We start from the raw sequence: 17,501 nt of genomic DNA, 5'->3' as shown, positions 1-17,501 counted from the left end.
CGATCAAGCATTGATTCAGTGTTGGAGGTCGAAAGACATGTGGCGATAACACGCTGGAATGTGACAGCATGTTGAGGCAATGTAAAAAGGTCATATCCATATGGATATGACCTTTATGTTGCCCAGAGCCGAAGGGGCGGCCGATCAGAATTGCTTGAGCTTGGATTGCACCACACTGATGCTTTCGCCGATGATCACATTGTTCTCGCCGCATTCGCAGCGGCGTGCCATTATCTTGGACTGCCGGGTACTGGTTGTAGTGGCGGCATTCAGTGTCTCCGTAACGCTGTCAAGCAGGGTGTCATTCACCACATCCGGTGGACCATAGACGACGATATCGGTGATATCGAGCAGACTTGCGGGCATGGACAAGGCTTTGCCGAGATATGCACCAGCCTGTTGCAAAATAGCGTCGCGTTCTTCTGGCTTCGCGGCCATTTGAGCGCGCAGGGTTGAAGTGGAAACCAGTGCTTCCAAGCATCCATGCTTCCCGCATGTGCATTGCGCCCCATCGGGTTCGACCACCACATGCCCGATCTCACCGGCAGCGTGATTGGTGCCCAGAACCATGGAGTCGTCGATCAGAATTGCGGCGCCAACGCCTATGGAGATCTGGATGAAAAGCATATTGCGATATCCATCGCCGAAGAATCGTTCGGTCAGGGCCGCGCTGTTAGCATCATTGTCGATGAAGCAGGGGAGGTCGAAACGTTCTTCCAGCAGATCACCGAGATGCAAATCGGACCAATCCAGGTTACGTGAATCGGTAACCGTGCCATGATCGTCAACAATGCCAGTAACGGCAATGCCTATGCCAAGCACCGTGCCTTCAGCCTTATCGATAAGACGCTGACACAGCTCAATCACGGTGTCAGGTGTGATGTCAGTGGATTTGGACACCGGTTGTTCGGCACGGGACAGCACTTGACCGAGGATGTTGGTGACGGCCCCTTGAATGATAAAAGGCTGAGAGAGATCCAGTGAGATGATATTCCAATAACCTGTTTCCACGCCGATAAGCGTGCCTTTTTTACCTCGCCGCGAAGGCGCTTCCTGCCCTGTTTCCACCAAAATATGATGATCGATCATTTCGGAAACCACTTCGGAGACGGAAACGCGAGATAGGCCGGTCCGTCTGCTGATCTGGGCGCGAGACATCACGGTATTGGGGAACAGCAGGCTGAAGATCATCATCCGGTTATTGATACGGATATCCGTAGGATCCGTTTTCTCGGTGATGGTCATAAGCGGCGCGAGATATGACACATCAGTTTGTTGTTGTTGAGATGTCATGATTCCTCCGAAGGTCGGTTGGCGAAACGCACATAAAGATTGTCTTGCCAAATGATGTGTGCGGCATGAGGATGCCAGTTGATGAGCCGTTCTTGCGGTGCATCGTTGATAAAAATATTGTGCTGGACATGCGCGGTGCCGTCCGCGCGGTCATTGTCATTGCGTATGGGGTCACAAGATTCATCGAGGATGAAGACATTGTCATGGATGTCGGCATCGGGATTTCGCGGAATGTCGATGGCTCCTAAGCGATCGTGGTATGCAACATTGTGATAGAAGTGAGAATTCACCGCCTTTTCATTGCAGAACATCACTGAACCGCCGGAATTTCCAGACGAATAGTTGTTGCGATACACCGTTCCGTCTCCGAAATCCGCGTCCCAGGCCTGTCCGTCACCGTTGCCATACTCGGCATTCAACGTATCGTAGGCCTCATTGTATTCAAACAATGCGTTTTTGCAGCGCCACGGCCATATTGCGGCTGCGACTCGGTCGTTTTCGGTTGCATTGTAGATATCGCTGCGAATATCCTTGGCAGCTCTGCGTGAAATATTGCGGCGTACTATTGGCCTGTCGCAATACATTACGGTGATTCCGTCACCGCCGGCATCTTCAACCGTATTGCCTTCTATCACGATATTGGTTGACCCAAATGTCGCAATCAGTGAATCATCAATGCTGCCATCGCCATAATCAAAGGTGTTGTTCCATTCGCCATCGGCATTGAGCCCACCTCGGTCGATGAAATTTAAATATGCCGTGTATCCAACGGCTATGCCCCAACGCCGTACATTGCGAACGGTGCAATCGCGAATGCTCAGATCGTCGAACCGAGCCACGCTATCAGTGATTCGCCGCGTGTCGGTGGGGAAGTGTGCCATGCAATATATGCCGCCATTGGCCATATGTTTGTCATATACATTGCCGTCCACGTCGTGGATATAGAGCCCTTCAAGAAGGACATGACGGGAAGTGCCGCCATCTTGCGCAATAACCGCAACTCCGGTGCGATCCATGACATTGCGTGCATTGAATACCAAGCCGTCGCTATCGTCAACGCGACGATTCGTGATTTCCAGATCGCGTACCTCTATATATGAACAATCCATCAACAGTAAAGCGGTGGATACTTCGCCGCGATTGCGATGGGGTGAGCCGCCTATTGGTGCTCGGTAATCCTGGAACCATCGGCCGGATCCGTTGGCATGGATTGCGGGGAATGGCCGCGTTTCATCGCCGTACGCACCTATGCATATTGGCTCTTCTGGTGTTCCGCTTGCGCTGATATGAAGGAACTGGTCGGAGAATATGCTGCCTCGCTCAAGCAATAACGCATCGCCTGGTTTGAAGGCGAAGCTGTTGGCAGGGCTCAGCGTTGCCCATGCGTGGCCCGGATCGGTGCCCGCATTGGCGTCATCGCCATGCGCTGCCGATATGTATATGGTAGTCATCTGTTTCCTTGTATCCGTGGTCGACGTTGACCTGTCGGCTAGGTAGTTTATTGAAAACTATATACATATCATACACATAACTAACTATTAAAAACATTGAAAACACTAAGGAAATGCTTATTGTTAGAGAAGTTGACAATTAAATCTTTTACGTGTATTCTGTTATGCAGTTGCCACACTGAAGTGGCAGCGTACAACCCCAAAGGAGTGGAGATTATGACTTCTTTCAATAAGCGCTTCATGGTTGGTCTTGCGTCGATTGCGGCGCTGGGTCTTGCGCTGTCGGGCTGTGGCTCGAGCGGAAACAGCGCCAACTCTGATTCCAGCAGCGATAAGGTGGAGATCACCTATATGCATCGTCTGCCGGATGGCGAGGGCATGACCTTGGTCAATGACATTGTCAAGAAGTGGAATGATGCTCATTCGAATATCCAGGTCACTGCAACGAAGTTCGATGGCAAGCCCGCTGAAATGATCAAGAAGCTGGAAACCGACATCAAGTCCGATGCAGCTCCTGATCTGGCTCAGATTGGTTACGGCGAGCTTCCAGAGGTCTTCAACAAGGGTATGTTGCAGGATGTCACCACCGAAGCCGCAAAGTACCAGAACAACTTCGCTTCCGGCCCATTCGATCTGATGCAGGTCAATGGCAAGACCTACGGTCTCCCGCAGGACACCGGTCCACTGGTCTACTACTACAACGCAACCGAGTTCCAAAACCTCGGATTGTCGGTGCCGACCACCAAGGACGAGCTCATTGAGACCGCCAAGAAGGCCTCTGAGCAAGGCAAGTACATCATGGCGTATGAGCCCGATGAGACCGGCTACATGTTCTCCGGTTTGGCAGGCGCTTCTGATCCTTGGTACACCGTGAAGGATGACGCATGGGTCGTCAACACCCAGACCGATGGCTCCGCAGCTGTCGCTGATGTGTTCCAGCAGCTCGTGGATGCCAAGGCTGCAACCACCAATCCTCGCTGGGATGCCTCCTTCGACACCTCCCTGCAGGATGGTACCCTGATCGGCACAATTGGCGCCGCTTGGGAAGCTCCTTTGCTGCAGTCCTCCGCTGGTGACACCGGCAAGGGCGAATGGCGCGTCACTCAGATCGGCGATTGGTTCGACAATGGTGGCAAGACCGGTTCCGACGGTGGTTCCGGCGTTGCAGTGCTCAAGAACAGCAAGCACCCGGCAGAAGCCATGGAATTCCTCAATTGGTTCAACACCCAGGTCGAAGATCTGACCTCTCAGGGTCTTGTGGTGGCAGCCTCTACCGAAGCCGCCAAGACCCCTGATTCGTGGTCCGAGTTCTACGGCGGACAGGACATCATGAAGGAATTCGCTACCGCGAATGACAACATGGGTGACTTCGCCTATATCCCTGGATTCTCCGCAGTAACCGCAGCGATGACCGAAGCGGCAGCCAAGGTTGTTGACGGTTCCGGAAAGGTCGAGGACATCTTCTCGGCGGCGCAGACCACCTCTGTGGACACCCTGAAGAACCTGGGACTCACCGTCTCCGAGTAATGCAATCGGGGGCGAATAGCCCCCACCCTTTCCCCTTTCATTTCTCTCCTACGCACTAGCGTATCCCCTCACCGCAGAAGGCCGGAGTGCCTCACTCCGGCCTTTCTGTGTGATTAAAACGATGTTCCTCTGCCGTTTGGAGACAGGACGTAATCATGACCACAACGACACAGTCGGCGTCGTCTTCCGGCGCCAGGCATACCACAGCGAAACGTTCCAAAGCAGCCAAGCGCGAAAATCGTACTGGCTGGGCATTCATGGCTCCATTCGCCATTCTGTTCGCATTCGTATTCATCCTCCCGATTTTCTGGGCCATCTATTCCAGCTTCTTCCGTCAGGTTTCTGAAGGCGGCGGAGCTTATGGTGGCGGCAGTCTTGTCAACAAATTCGTCGGACTGCAAAACTTCCAGTACGTCATCACCTCGAGCGCATTCTGGTCTGGCACCGGAAGGGTCTTGCTCTACACCTTGATCCAGGTTCCTCTGATGATCGTCTCCGCACTGGCTCTGGCTATGTTGTTGGATTCCTTCATCGTCAAGCACGTCACCACCTTCCGCTTGGGCTACTTCCTTCCTTATGCAATCCCCGGCGTCGTGGCAGCAATCATCTGGGTGTATCTGTACAACGGACAGATTTCGCCGCTGGTCAAGGGCTTGGCAGCCTTGGGAATCAATGTCGATTTCTTCGCCAATAATATTTTGCTGGCATCCATGGCAAATATCACCACATGGACCTTTACCGGTTACAATATGCTGATCTTCCTCGCAGCATTGCAAGCCATCCCACACGATTTGTATGAAGCGGCACGTATCGATGGCGCCAACGGTTTCCAGATCGCCATGAAGATCAAGCTGCCGAATGTGCGCGGAGCCGCGTTGCTTGCCATGCTGCTGTCCATCGTAGGAACCATTCAGCTCTTCAATGAGCCGCAGATCATGCAAACCGCTGATCCGGGCATTTCCAAATCGTATACGCCAATGATGATGGCTCTCAATACTTCTCAGGGAACGCTCACTCCTGGTGGTGACGGCCCGGCCTCGGCAATCGCCATCGTCATGGCATTGATCGCAGGCGTACTGGCAACCATCTACGCACTTGTCGAAAGGAAGGTGAATGCAGAATGAGCCGCATGACTCCCGAAGCCCGCGCACGCAAGAAGGCAGATCGCATTCGCGAAAAGGCGGCACATGATTTGCCGCGCTCAATGAGGCCCTCGCCGTTGGTCCGCGTCATCACCACGGTCGTATTGATCGCTGCGCTGATCTATTTCCTCTTCCCGATTTATTGGGCAATAATCGCATCCACCAAGACCCCGTCTCAGATGACCGGCAGCAATGGCATGTGGTTTGCGGTGGGATTGGATCAAATCCCTGATGCCATCGCCACGAATTACAGCAAATTGCTGGGATGGACCCGCGGCCAATTCTGGCGCTGGGTGCTTAACTCCTTGATTTACTCAGGTATTTCGGCGGCTGTCGGAACCATCGTCTCGGTTATGGCCGGATATGCAACGGCCAAGTTCAACTTCATAGGCAAGAATGCCGCAATCGGCATCGTTATGGGATGCATGCTGATGCCTGCTGCACTGCTGACCATTCCGCAGTATTCCATCTTCCATGCACTGCACCTGACCAACACCATGCTGGCGGTTATCATCCCCTGCTCGGTCTCGCCTTTCGGCTTCTTCCTCGGGCGCGTGTATGCACAGGGATCGGTACCCAATGAGTTGCTCGAAGCGGCCCGCATCGATGGCGCAGGGGAGGCTCGAATCTTCTTCACCATGGTGCTGCGCATTTTGGCACCAGCCATGGTGACGATATTCCTCTTCCTCTTCGTCGCGACCTGGAATAACTTCCTCCTGCCATTGATGATGCTTTCTTCGGATGCGTTGAAGCCTGTTACCCTAGGCCTCTACGGCATGGTGGCGCTCCCGACATTCACCGATCGAGGTGCATTGATGATGGGTGCGTTGCTGGGCGTATTGCCTGTAATGGTGCTCTTCCTCGGATTGCAGCGTTACTGGCAGGCAGGCTTGGCTGCAGGTGCAGTCAAGGGATAAATCGGTAAGCGGCGGCGCATTGCGCAGTCTATGATCGTCGCCGCAGCCTAACACAAAGACGGTATACAACGGAATTCAACCGAACTCCGTGCAACCATTGAAAAAGGACGGATTCATGACCACCACCGGACGTTTCACGCTTCCCAGTGAAGAGAATTACGCCGAAAAGACCAAAGAACTCGCTGAGTTGTGGGGCGCTGATGCCATTCGCAATTCGGACGGAACCCATCTCGATGAAGCAGTGCTCTCGCTGGGCAAGAAGGTATACAGCGCCTACTTCCCGACACGTGCTCATAATGAATGGATCACCTTGCATATGGATGAAACCCCGCAGGTGTATCTGCTCTCCGAGCGTATTCTTGCCGAGGGAGAGTCCGTTGACATCCCGCTTATGGCAAAGTTCTATGAGGAGCAGTTGAAGCCTAACCGCGATGCTGACCCGCATCGCTACTGGGAGGTCGTCGACCGTACCACCGGCGAAATAGTCGATACCGCTCAGTGGGAGCTTGATGAGCATGAGGATATCGTGCATATCAGCGGTGCTACGCCCATGCACGAATACACGGCTGCCTTCATGGCATACATCATCTGGGATCCGGTGGAAATGTACAATCACCTCACCAATGATTGGGGTGACAAGGAACACGAGATTCCTTTCGACATCTACCATGAAGCAACACGCAACTTCGTATTCGATACCTTCCGCAAGTGGTTGAAGGATAATCCTCAGACCGATGTGGTGCGATTCACCACCTTCTTCTATCAGTTCACATTGCTCTTCGACGAGAAGCATCGCGAGAAGATCGTCGACTGGTTCGGTTGTGCCTGCACGGTTTCCCCCAAAGCCTTGGATGATTTTGAAGCCAAGTATGGGTACCGTCTGCGTCCAGAGGATTTCGTGGATGAAGGCAGCTATAACTCCGCATGGCGAGTTCCCCGCAAGCCTCAGCGTGACTGGATCGACTTCCTGTCCGATTTCGTCCGTGCGAATGTCAAGCAGTTGGTGGATGACACCCACGCTGCCGGCAAAGAGGCCATGATGTTCCTGGGCGACCAGTGGATTGGAACCGAGCCATACAAGGATGGATTCGAAAAACTCGGTCTCGATGCAGTGGTCGGCTCGGTCGGCGACGGCACTACGCTTCGCATGATTGCCGATATTCCAGGCGTGCGATACACAGAAGGTCGATTCCTGCCATACTTCTTCCCCGATACCTTCTATGAGGGCAATGACCCGAGCATCGAAGGTTTGGACAACTGGCGCAAGGCGCGTCGAGCGATTCTGCGCAGCCCCATCTCGCGTATGGGATACGGCGGATACCTCTCCTTGGCTGCCAAATTCCCGAAATTCGTGGATACGGTGACTCATATCGCCGATGAATTCCGCGATATCCATGAACGCACCGGTGGGGTTGCGGCAGAAGGCGAATTGAATGTCGCCATCCTCAATTGCTGGGGAAAGATGCGTTCCTGGATGGCCTTCACCGTGGCCCATGCCTTGCCGAATAAGCAGACGCACTCCTACTACGGAATCCTTGAAGCGCTTTCCGGTATGAGGGTCAATGTTCGATTCATCAGCTTCGACGATATTCGCGAGAATGGGATTGACGAAGATATCGATGTCATCATCAACGGCGGCCCGGTGCAAACCGCATTCTCTGGTGGAGATGTGTGGGCGGATCCAAACATCGTCGAAACTCTTCGCGCCTGGGTTCGCAATGGCGGAGCTTTGGTGGGTGTCGGCGAGCCGACTTCTTTGGCTCGTCAGGGACGATTCTTCCAACTCGCAGACGTCTTCGGCGTGGATGAGGAACGATTCCAAACCCTGTCCGTAGACAAGTACTTCCCGCAGACAGTGAAGGAACACTTCATCACGGCTGATGTGCCAGGTGACGGCAGCATCGACTTCGGCGAGCCGATTCTCAACACCTATCCGATTAACGAGGAAGTGACACTGCTGAAAGCCGACGACGGCCAAGTGCAGCTCGCTGTAAACGAATACGGCAAGGGACGGGGCGTGTATGTTTCCGGCCTTCCGTACTCTGCGGCGAATGCCCGCCTGCTCGAACGCATCCTCTTCTTCGCCAGCCACAATGAAGACAAGTATGATGCGTGGAGCTCCAGCAACCCCGAATGTGAGGTTGCATACTTCCCTGACCGTCACATCTATTGCGTCATCAACAATACGGAAGAGCCGCAGACGACTGAAGTGACCCTTGCCGATGGCGGAACGACACGATTCGAACTTGAACCCAGTGCCATTGCTTGGCGTGAGGTTTGATATGCCGCTCTGGGGTCGCGGATTGCATATGCCGCGACCCCAGAGTGACACGGTGCTTTGAACAGTGCAACGCAGTACTGTTCGGTGCCAGTGAATGCGAGAAAGGAATACCTATGACATCGACAGACAGCGTTCTGCTCAATATTGCACAGCAATTTGCATTGGAAGGTGAAGTGACATCCATTTCACCATATGGCGACGGTCATATCAATACCACATATTTGGCCGTAACCACTGCCAAGCGATACATTCTTCAGCGCATGAACACCAAGGTGTTCCCGGACACGGAAAACCTTATGCGCAATGTCGAATTGGTAACCCAGTTTTTGCGCTCGCGCAATCAGGAAACTCTACAGATCGTGCCTACCAAGGATGGCAGGTCATTTCTCGAGCATGAAAGCGGACGCTATCGCGTATACGATTTCATCGAGGACACCATCTCCTACAATCTTGTGCCCGATGCAGCGGTATTCCGCGATGCCGGTGCCGCCTTTGGGCAGTTCCAGAACGATCTGGCTGATTTCGACGCATCGTTGCTCACCGAAACCATTGTCAACTTCCACAACACCCCGGTGCGTTTCGAGACCTTCAAGAAGGCCGTGGAAGCCGATGCATTGGGTCGTGCAGAAACCTGCCGCAGCGAAATCGACTTCTATATGGAGCGCGCGGATCTGTATGCCAAGATCATGGATGGTTTGCAAGACGGTTCAATACCTCTGCGCGTAACCCATAATGACACCAAATTGAACAATATTCTTATGGACGCTCAAACGCATAAGCCGCGTGCCATAATCGATTTGGATACGGTTATGCCGGGTTCCATGCTCTTCGACTTCGGCGATTCCATCCGCTTCGGCGCATCCACAGCGCTGGAAGACGAGCAGGACCTGGACAAGGTGCATTTCAGCCCTGAACTGTTCAAGGCATATGCCGAGGGCTTTATCGGCAAGCTTCATTCCAGCATCACTGAAACCGAGCTTGATCTGCTTGCATTCGGCGGCAATATGATGACCATGGAATGCGGTATGCGATTCCTGACGGATTATTTGGAAGGTGACACCTATTTCGCCACCAAATATCCTGAACACAATCTGGTGCGCACTCGTACGCAAATCAAGTTGGTGCAGGAGATGGAAGCACAGGCAGAGCACAGCAATGAAACCGTGCGTCAGGTTATGCAAAAGGCGGCAGAATAATGGGAACGCCGGAGCAAATGGAAAAAGTGTACGAATGCGTTGACGCTTTGGTGGATTTCGCGCATCGACATCTGAAGCTCGATGAACGCGATGATGACTGGGCTCATAATCGCCTGTTGGCATTGCTTCCTTTGGATGGATACGCTCCTACTTCAGCCACAGCGGGGGACGCTCCGGTGTCGACTATGCTCCATGATTTCTGTGATGCAGCGGTTCAGGCCGGTTTGTTTGCATCGGAAGAAAGTGGGGCATATGCCGATGCTGTGATGGGCATTCTCACGCCTCGACCCTCACAGGTTCAGGATGATTTCCTTGCTGTTGAGCGCGAAAGCGATTCAATGAAGGCGATGCAATGGCTGTATGACCTATGCGTCAATGATTCGTATGTCAAGAGGGCCCAGCTTGAGGCCAATCCACGATTCGAATCCCACGGTCTGGTGGTGACCATCAATACCGCCAAGCCGGAATTCAAGAATATGGCCAAGGCTGCATCCGGAAACAGCGTTGCCGGCGGATATCCACTATGCACCATATGCCACGCCAATGAGGGATTTGCGGGACGGGCCAAGAGTTCATTGCGCACCATTCCTGTGAATTTGGATGGCGAATCCTGGTTCTGGCAGTTCTCTCCATACGGATATTTCAACCAGCACGGCATATGTGTGAATGACGAGCATACGCCCATGCATGTGGATCGTTCCACCTTTGTGAAACTCCTCGATTTCGTGGACCGTTTCCCTGGATATTTCCTCGGCTGCAATGCGGCTTTGCCTCGTATTGGCGGATCGGTATTGGCCCACGATCATTATCAGGGAGGTGGCGAGCGCCTGCCCATGCATACTGCGCAGGCATGGTGCACATTCTCCACTGGTGTCGAGGATGCGATCGTGGAAATTCTTGACTGGCCGGGAACTGCGGTGCGCGTGGTGTCCAAATCACGTGAGCGCATTGTCGAAATAAGCGATGCGATTCGTCAATCTTGGGTGTCATATGAGAATGCTCAAATTGGCATTCTGCCCGAGGATGAGGATGGAAGGCGTTCAGCCGTGTCGCCAAGCTTGATCATAACCGAACGAGGATATGAAATGAGCTTGATATTCCGCAACAACGCGGTCAGTGAAGAGTTCCCGGAGGGTGTGTTCCACGCCCATCCAGAATTCTGGCCGGTCAAACAGGAACCCATCGGCCTTATCGAAGCGCAAGGATTGTTTATCTTGCCAGGGCGTCTCATCACGCAGTTGGCAGCCATCGAGGATGCCTTGGTCAATGGCGAAGAATTGCCGTCGCAGCTTGAGGAATTCTCCATGGTGTGGGATGAGCTGCAGCGCCAACTCGGTGATGATCGCTCTGCAAATCGGGTTCATGAAGCCGTTCAAGATGAGCTTGGCTCTGTCTGCTTCAGGATTTTGGAAAACACCGCAGTATTCAAAACCAAGGAACTCACAGTCGAGTTCCTTGAAAATCTTGGATTTGTCAAGGAGTAACAATGACAACAGTACTGGTCACCGGCGGCGCCGGATATATTGCAACTCATACGGATATCGAACTGCTCAATAAGGGTTATGACATCGTATCCGTTGATAATTATGACAACTCTTCTCCAGAGGCTTTGGATCGTGTGGAGTCCATAACCGGCAAGTCGATTGTGCGTTATGAAGGTGACGTTCGCGACGAGAAGCTTATGGAACGCATTTTCACTGAGAATTCCATTGATTGGGTCATTCATTTCGCCGGATTGAAGGCAGTGGGCGAATCTGTGGAAAAGCCGATTGAGTATTACGACAACAATTTGTATTCGACCTTGGTCTTGCTCAAGACCATGCGCGCACACAATGTGAAGAAACTGGTGTTCTCCTCTTCCGCAACCGTGTATGGCAAGCCGGAACATTTGCCCTTGACTGAGGAGAGCCCCATAGGCGGTACCACCAACCCATATGGAACCTCGAAGCTCTTCCAGGAGCAGATACTGCGCGATGTGGTCACGGCTGATGACTCATGGACCGTCGTGATTCTGCGGTATTTCAACCCAGTGGGAGCGCATGAATCAGGTTTGATTGGCGAGGATCCCAAGGGAATCCCGGCAAATCTTACGCCGTATATTGCCAAGGTCGCTTTGGGAGAGCTCTCAGAAGTGCAAGTGTATGGCAATGATTACGACACCGTTGACGGAACAGGCGTCCGCGACTATATCCACGTTGTCGATTTGGCCAAGGGACATGTCGCAGTAATCGACAAGGTTGATGAGCCGGGATTGCGGACATATAACTTGGGCACGGGCCACGGATATTCTGTGCTCGAAGTCATCGAGGCATATGAGAAGGCTGCAGGTCATCCCATTGCATATGCCATCCGTCCTCGTCGCCCTGGCGATATCGATGCCTGCTATGCGGATTGTTCAAAGGCCCAAGAGGAATTGGGCTGGAAGGCGACGCTGACCATGGATGATATGGCGGCTTCATCGCTGAATTGGCAGACGCGCAACCCGCATGGATTCGCAAAGAACTGACGGCGAGAAGTCGCTGGCGGTACCGCATATCAAGTCTGTTGGAAGGAGGATATGATGGCGGAAACATTGATTGGCATTGATGTCGGGGGCACCAAAATCGAAGGCACGCTTGTCGATCGATTCGGGCATGTTCTTGATACGTACAAGGTACCGGCTCGAAGTGGCAACGCATGCGTGGTTGAGGATGTTGTCACAGTGGCCCGTCATCTGAGCGATGAGGCATTGCCTGTCGGCATCGGCATTCCCGGACGCGTCGACACAGCGCATGGCATGGTTTGGGATGTGGTCAATCTCGGTATTCTCGAATTGCCGTTGGCCGAGGAGGTGAGTTCGCAGCTGGGGAGCGATGTGCGCGTGGTCAACGATGTGAATGCCGCCGCGCTCGGTGCCTCTGCGGCTCTCGCTTCCGGTGATGTGGGCAATGATGCGCTTGAGGTTATGGCCTTCCTGAATCTGGGGACGGGCCTTGCCGCAGGTGTGACCAGATATGGAAAACTGGATCATGGATTCAGCGGTGCATTGGGTGAAATCGGTCATATTCCTGTGGATCCCAATCAGCTGCCTTGCCCGTGCGGTCAGCGAGGATGTTTGGAAACCGTTGGATCCGGCAAAGGGCTGAGGGAATTGTGGCCTCAGGCGAATCCTGCCATGCCTGATATCATCGCCCGTTGCGAACAAGGTGATGAGCATGCCCAAGAAGTGCTTGCCAAAGTGATGCATGCCATTGGCGATGCCTTGCAGATCATTACGCAGACCTATGATCCACACATCATTGTCATAGGCGGGGGCATTTCCAAAACCGGTGAACCCTTGTTGCAGGCGATATCGAAGGAAATGACTCGGAGGGCATCTTCTAGTCATTTCATCGAGACAATAGATATTCCAAGCAGGTTAAGGCTCGCGCCGAGTGGTGTGCCTATCGGGGCAATTGGAGCGGCCATGTCACTATTGTCATGACGATGAATATGTAGCGACAGTGCTCGAGGCGACACTGGTTGAAACCATAAGCCGTGTGGTGGTTCACCATGAATGCATCAATCGGCTCATGGCAATGCCAGTGTCGCCTCGCTGTCGTTGTGTGTGATGGTCCACTCAGACAAAGTGGAGTACTGTATGCAAGCCCATATGGTCGGTTCCTTCAATGAACAGTGTTTCGACGAGTTCAGGAGTCAGCCCGTTGGTATGCAGCACATGGTCCAGCTCGATGCGCGGCCAGCGCAGCCAGCTGGGATAGGTCATTGCAGCTCCTCGTCCGAGGACCATTGCGGCATCGTACAATCCGTAACGCAGCAGGCGTCTGAAACTTGGATGGTTGAGATTGGCGTTGAAATCACCACATACGACGAGGTCTTGAACGCTTTGATCAGTTGAGCGTGCCGTTGGGGAATCGTTGACGGTTCGGGTCGATTGTGCTGCTGATGTCCGTGACGGATCGGTTGTGGGACTCATTAAGGAACCCAGGGCGATAATGCCCTGCGACCATTCACGGCATCCTCTCATGGGTGATTTTGGATGGGCGGCGGCAATGGTGACCGTTCTGCTTGGACTCACCTCAATGCTGATACTTGGCACGGCTGCCGCAGGGTAATCCGGTATGCCGGAGGGTTGTGAACAACTGATCGGCAGTGAGGTCCAGATTGCATTGAATCCGCCGTTATCCGTGTCCGCGATCGTGCCGATTTGCCTGTGGGGAAGAAGATCCTCAAGACCTGCCTGTTCGAGTCGCTGCACCAAAGCAGAAGTCAGCTCTTCTAGGCACAGTACCGAAATGGATTGCTGCTGAACCGCGTCGATAATGGCTTGTTCATTGGCGCGGCCATAACGACAGTTGATGGTGAGCATGCGTAATGGTTCAAGCGTGTGATTGGTTTCTGGTCGTTCGTCGGATGCGTCGGTCAGATGTGTTTCGGCAGAGCCGTCAGATGTTTCACGGTGCGTTTCACGCGATGCCAATGATGTTTCACGAATTGTTTCACGGTCTGATGCATGGGGCGCGTTTGACAGATGCAACCTGTCGGAATCGGTGGATCCGTTTGATCGATGGCATCTGAAATGAGGCAAGTATTGAAGACATGACCATATCGCCACCACACATGCAGCAGCAATGCTGACACCATCTCCTAACCACAGAGACAGCAGAAGTGCAGGAAAGGTGATGAAGGGAGCGAAAGGCAATAAAGCGATCAGATAGGGGAGAGGATTATGCCCATCGGCTCCGGCAGGGAGCTGGCGCAAACCCAGCCATACTGCGCAAACAAGAATAATGCACCATAGTAATGCGGTCATAGCGGGCTCCTTGCAATATATTGTGAAGCATGTGGTATTCAGGATTGAAATCGAATCTGTGACAGCGCTGTAAGGCATTTGAGAATGCTATGAAGATGGGCATGACACCACATGGTGTGCATGCCCATCTTGACGTTGCGAGGCTATTAATTAGCCGAACAGTCCTGAAAGACCTCCGCCCAGATTCGGTGGCAGATCTGGATTGCCGTTGGCTTCAAGCATATCCTGCAAACCGGCCGGCAAAGCTGGGTTCTGAGGCTTCTTGGCGAATGCGGAGCCGCCGCTCTTCGACTTGCCTGCCAACTTGTCGCGCAATGCTTTTTCTTCGGCTTCCCTCTTCATCGGATTGCCAGAGCGTGACACCTTCTTTTTGTTTTTCTTTCCCTTTTTGCCGCCTCGGGATGCAGGGCCGCCGAATCCTGGAATGCCACCCATTCCTGCGTTGTTTGACATGCGCTTCATCATCTTGGCAGCTTGCTCGAAACGCTGCAACAAGCCATTGACCGCAGAAACGGTGGTTCCGGCGCCATACGCGATGCGTGCACGACGGGAGCCGTCGATTATCTTGGGGTCGCGGCGTTCCTGCGGAGTCATCGAACGGATAATCGCTTCCGTACGATCGATCTCCTTTTCGTCGAATTGCTCGAGTTCCTTGCGGTGCTGGGCCATGCCTGGAATCATGCCGAGCAGGCTCTTCATCGATCCCAGTTTGCGAACCTGTTGCAATTGATCAAGGAAATCGTCAAGACCGAAGGTGCCCTCCGACATCTTCGCGGCGGCTTTGCGGGCTTCCTCTTCGTCGAACTGACGCTGTGCCTGCTCGATAAGGGTCAGGATATCGCCCATGTCCAGGATTCTGGAAGCCATGCGATCCGGGTGGAATACCTCGAAATCCTTCAGTCCTTCACCTGTTGAAGCAAAAAGAATCGGCTTTCCGGTGACACTTGCCACGGACAGTGCAGCACCACCGCGGGCATCGCCATCGAGTTTGGATAGCACAACGCCTGTGAAATCGACACCTTCATCGAAGGCTCGAGCGGTTTGCACCGCGTCCTGACCGATCATGGCGTCTATGACGAAGAGGATTTCATCCGGATTCACAGCATCACGAATATCTCGTGCTTGCTTCATAAGCACTTCATCAACGCCCAGACGACCTGCGGTATCGATAATAACCGTGTCGTAGAGCTTGGTATGTGCCAAAGCGATGGAGTCACGAGCCACTTGAACCGGATCGCCGGTGGTCTCGCCCGGAGCGGAGACTGCATCGCCGCCATCGGATTGCACACCCTTTTCAGGGGCAAACACAGGCACTCCGGCGCGTTCGCCCACAACCTGCAACTGGGTTACGGCGTTGGGGCGTTGCAAATCGGCTGCCACCAGCAGAGGCGTGTGACCCGCATCCTTAAGCCAATAACCGAGCTTGCCGGCGAGTGTGGTTTTACCGGCACCTTGCAAACCTGCCAACATAATCACGGTTGGAGGGTTCTTGGCAAAATTCAGCGGCCTATCAACGCCCTGGCCGAGAATGGAAGTCAACTCTTCATTGACTATTTTCACCACTTGCTGTGCTGGATTCAGAGCCTGTGAAACCTCCGCACCCAAAGCACGTTCACGCACTCTTCCGGTGAAGGAACGCACCACGTCGAGAGCCACATCGGCATCGAGCAGGGCACGGCGAATTTCGCGGATTGTGCCGTCGATATCGGACTCAGAAAGCTTACCTTTGCTCTTGAGATGCTTAAAGGCATTCGAGAGACGGTCTGTCAAAGAACTAAATGCTGCCATAATGGGGTCAAGTCTACCGCAGTGGGCAAACCAAAGCCGCGCTGCGCCATGGAGATTTATGGGGTGAAATGGCCCTTCCTTATGCATACGCTCAGAGCGGATGCCGCTGCCTCGAGTCACATACCATAGATGTGGATACTTATGGACACCCCTGCCGCGGAGAAGCTGTGCAATGACGGAAGGCCCTGATGCAACATAAGAGAATTGAATATAAAGCGTTAATTGTGGGCATTGTGGTGAATGTCCTTATGGTAATTGCCGGAATGGTCGTTTTCTTTATTTCCGGCTTAAAAGCGATGTTTTTGGATGCGGCATTTACCGCAATCTCGGTGCTCTCCGGATTGGTGGCGGCCACGCTGTCGTCACGAACCGTACGCACCACTGAACGATTTCCCAATGGCCTATTCGCCTTGGAACCCATATATGCCATAGGCAAAGCCATGGTGACGATGTCACTGTTGATCTTCACTCTGATCGATGTGACACAAGTGGCATATGACTACTTCGTATTTGGATACGGTTTTCCTATATCCATGGGGCCTGTGGTGATCTATGAAATTGCCACAGTGGCATCGTGCGCGATGCTGTACGTCTATTACACACGTCAAAACGAGTTGATCAACTACTCAAGCACAATGCTTACCGCCGAATCCAAGAGCACGTTCATCGACGGCATGATGTCGCTGGGCATCGGCGTAGTGGCCATTGTCTTGGTATTGCTTCCGCAGGGGACGCCACTTGACTTCCTGCATTACACAGGGGACTTTTTCATAACACTTGCGATTGTCGTCTTCACCATCCGCGAGCCCATTGAGGTGTTGCGTGATGCCTTTGTGGAATTGGTGGGTGGCGTGCATGATAACGATGACATCAATGCATTCGTGGAAGGCAGAGTGCAATCTTATCTGCCGGAAGGCACCGAATTGGATAAGGTGCTGGTGTTCAAAATGGGCATGAGCTATTCGGTGGAAGTGTATTTGACAGGTGTCGGGCCGACGATTTACGTCAACGATATGGTGCACTGCAAAAAGGCATTGGAAGAGGATCTGGCATCCAAACTGCATCTTGTGGATGTGGATTTCGTATTCGATTAGGCCTATTTCGCCTTGGTGGA

13 protein-coding genes are annotated in these 17,501 nt (G+C 53.1%); 9 read left to right on the top strand and 4 right to left on the bottom strand.

The window, feature by feature from the left end; translation table 11 throughout:
• Positions 1-144 precede the first annotated feature (144 nt).
• Positions 145-1,293: an ROK family protein gene (locus tag BITS_RS02010; RefSeq protein WP_051264394.1), complete on the bottom strand. Its 1,149-nt coding sequence runs from the start codon at positions 1,291-1,293 to the stop codon at positions 145-147.
• A complete protein-coding gene (locus BITS_RS02005; protein ID WP_051264395.1) occupies positions 1,290-2,744 on the bottom strand; it encodes a right-handed parallel beta-helix repeat-containing protein in 1,455 nt (484 codons plus the stop codon). The genes BITS_RS02010 and BITS_RS02005 overlap by 4 nt, the downstream gene beginning before the upstream one ends.
• A 216-nt stretch (positions 2,745-2,960) precedes the next feature.
• On the opposite strand from BITS_RS02005, the gene BITS_RS02000 reads away from it, so the two are divergent.
• The 8 genes from BITS_RS02000 to BITS_RS01965 all read left to right on the top strand — a co-directional run bounded on the left by BITS_RS02000 (position 2,961) and on the right by BITS_RS01965 (position 13,270).
• Complete coding sequence (locus tag BITS_RS02000) at positions 2,961-4,271, top strand: ABC transporter substrate-binding protein (RefSeq protein WP_026642799.1); 1,311 nt, start codon at positions 2,961-2,963, stop codon at positions 4,269-4,271.
• 155 nt (positions 4,272-4,426) lie between these two features.
• Positions 4,427-5,395 carry a carbohydrate ABC transporter permease gene (locus BITS_RS01995; protein ID WP_026642800.1) on the top strand — a complete coding sequence of 323 codons (969 nt, stop codon included), beginning with the start codon at positions 4,427-4,429 and terminating at the stop codon, positions 5,393-5,395.
• Positions 5,392-6,330 carry a carbohydrate ABC transporter permease gene (locus BITS_RS01990; protein WP_026642801.1) on the top strand — a complete coding sequence of 313 codons (939 nt, stop codon included), beginning with the start codon at positions 5,392-5,394 and terminating at the stop codon, positions 6,328-6,330. Before BITS_RS01995 ends, BITS_RS01990 begins: the two co-directional genes overlap by 4 nt.
• 115 nt (positions 6,331-6,445) lie before the next feature.
• On the top strand, positions 6,446-8,611 hold the full coding sequence (gene gnpA, locus BITS_RS01985) for a 1,3-beta-galactosyl-N-acetylhexosamine phosphorylase (RefSeq protein WP_026642802.1): 2,166 nt from the start codon (positions 6,446-6,448) through the stop codon (positions 8,609-8,611).
• Positions 8,612-8,724: 113 nt separating this feature from the next.
• On the top strand, positions 8,725-9,807 hold the full coding sequence (locus tag BITS_RS01980) for a phosphotransferase enzyme family protein (RefSeq protein WP_026642803.1): 1,083 nt from the start codon (positions 8,725-8,727) through the stop codon (positions 9,805-9,807).
• Positions 9,807-11,291: a galactose-1-phosphate uridylyltransferase gene (locus BITS_RS01975; protein ID WP_026642804.1), complete on the top strand. Its 1,485-nt coding sequence runs from the start codon at positions 9,807-9,809 to the stop codon at positions 11,289-11,291. Before BITS_RS01980 ends, BITS_RS01975 begins: the two co-directional genes overlap by 1 nt.
• A gap of 2 nt (positions 11,292-11,293) precedes the next feature.
• Positions 11,294-12,313, top strand: a complete 1,020-nt coding sequence (gene galE, locus BITS_RS01970; RefSeq protein ID WP_026642805.1) for a UDP-glucose 4-epimerase GalE — start codon at positions 11,294-11,296, stop codon at positions 12,311-12,313.
• Positions 12,314-12,364: 51 nt separating this feature from the next.
• A complete protein-coding gene (locus BITS_RS01965; RefSeq protein WP_026642806.1) occupies positions 12,365-13,270 on the top strand; it encodes an ROK family protein in 906 nt (301 codons plus the stop codon).
• 135 nt (positions 13,271-13,405) lie between these two features.
• Here the strand turns inward: BITS_RS01965 and BITS_RS01960 are convergent, their stop codons facing one another.
• Both BITS_RS01960 and ffh read right to left on the bottom strand, forming a co-directional pair.
• Positions 13,406-14,599 (bottom strand): endonuclease/exonuclease/phosphatase family protein, encoded by a 1,194-nt coding sequence (locus tag BITS_RS01960; protein WP_026642807.1) that lies wholly within the window; start codon positions 14,597-14,599, stop codon positions 13,406-13,408.
• A gap of 150 nt (positions 14,600-14,749) precedes the next feature.
• Entirely contained in the window at positions 14,750-16,387 is a 1,638-nt protein-coding gene (ffh, locus tag BITS_RS01955; RefSeq protein ID WP_026642808.1) for a signal recognition particle protein, read from the bottom strand.
• Between the two features lie 188 nt (positions 16,388-16,575).
• On the opposite strand from ffh, the gene BITS_RS01950 reads away from it, so the two are divergent.
• The gene (locus BITS_RS01950; RefSeq protein ID WP_026642810.1) at positions 16,576-17,481 is read left to right on the top strand and encodes a cation transporter; all 906 of its coding nucleotides are present in this window, start codon (positions 16,576-16,578) and stop codon (positions 17,479-17,481) included.
• The last annotated feature ends 20 nt before the right edge of the window (positions 17,482-17,501 follow it).

Source organism: Bifidobacterium tsurumiense, assembly GCF_000741765.1.
Lineage (GTDB): Bacteria > Actinomycetota > Actinomycetes > Actinomycetales > Bifidobacteriaceae > Bifidobacterium > Bifidobacterium tsurumiense.
This window is presented reverse-complemented; position numbering and strand designations above follow the sequence as displayed.

Bases quoted from the DNA above. Each gene is read 5' to 3' on its own strand.
- BITS_RS02000 (WP_026642799.1), top strand. From the start codon at position 2,961: ATGACTTCTTTCAATAAGCGCTTCATGGTTGGTCTTGCGTCGATTGCG.
- ffh (WP_026642808.1), bottom strand. From the start codon at position 16,387: ATGGCAGCATTTAGTTCTTTGACAGACCGTCTCTCGAATGCCTTTAAG.
- BITS_RS02010 (WP_051264394.1), bottom strand. From the start codon at position 1,293: ATGACATCTCAACAACAACAAACTGATGTGTCATATCTCGCGCCGCTT.
- BITS_RS01960 (WP_026642807.1), bottom strand. From the start codon at position 14,599: ATGACCGCATTACTATGGTGCATTATTCTTGTTTGCGCAGTATGGCTG.
- galE (WP_026642805.1), top strand. From the start codon at position 11,294: ATGACAACAGTACTGGTCACCGGCGGCGCCGGATATATTGCAACTCAT.
- BITS_RS01950 (WP_026642810.1), top strand. From the start codon at position 16,576: ATGCAACATAAGAGAATTGAATATAAAGCGTTAATTGTGGGCATTGTG.
- BITS_RS01975 (WP_026642804.1), top strand. From the start codon at position 9,807: ATGGGAACGCCGGAGCAAATGGAAAAAGTGTACGAATGCGTTGACGCT.
- gnpA (WP_026642802.1), top strand. From the start codon at position 6,446: ATGACCACCACCGGACGTTTCACGCTTCCCAGTGAAGAGAATTACGCC.
- BITS_RS01980 (WP_026642803.1), top strand. From the start codon at position 8,725: ATGACATCGACAGACAGCGTTCTGCTCAATATTGCACAGCAATTTGCA.
- BITS_RS01995 (WP_026642800.1), top strand. From the start codon at position 4,427: ATGACCACAACGACACAGTCGGCGTCGTCTTCCGGCGCCAGGCATACC.
- BITS_RS01990 (WP_026642801.1), top strand. From the start codon at position 5,392: ATGAGCCGCATGACTCCCGAAGCCCGCGCACGCAAGAAGGCAGATCGC.
- BITS_RS02005 (WP_051264395.1), bottom strand. From the start codon at position 2,744: ATGACTACCATATACATATCGGCAGCGCATGGCGATGACGCCAATGCG.
- BITS_RS01965 (WP_026642806.1), top strand. From the start codon at position 12,365: ATGATGGCGGAAACATTGATTGGCATTGATGTCGGGGGCACCAAAATC.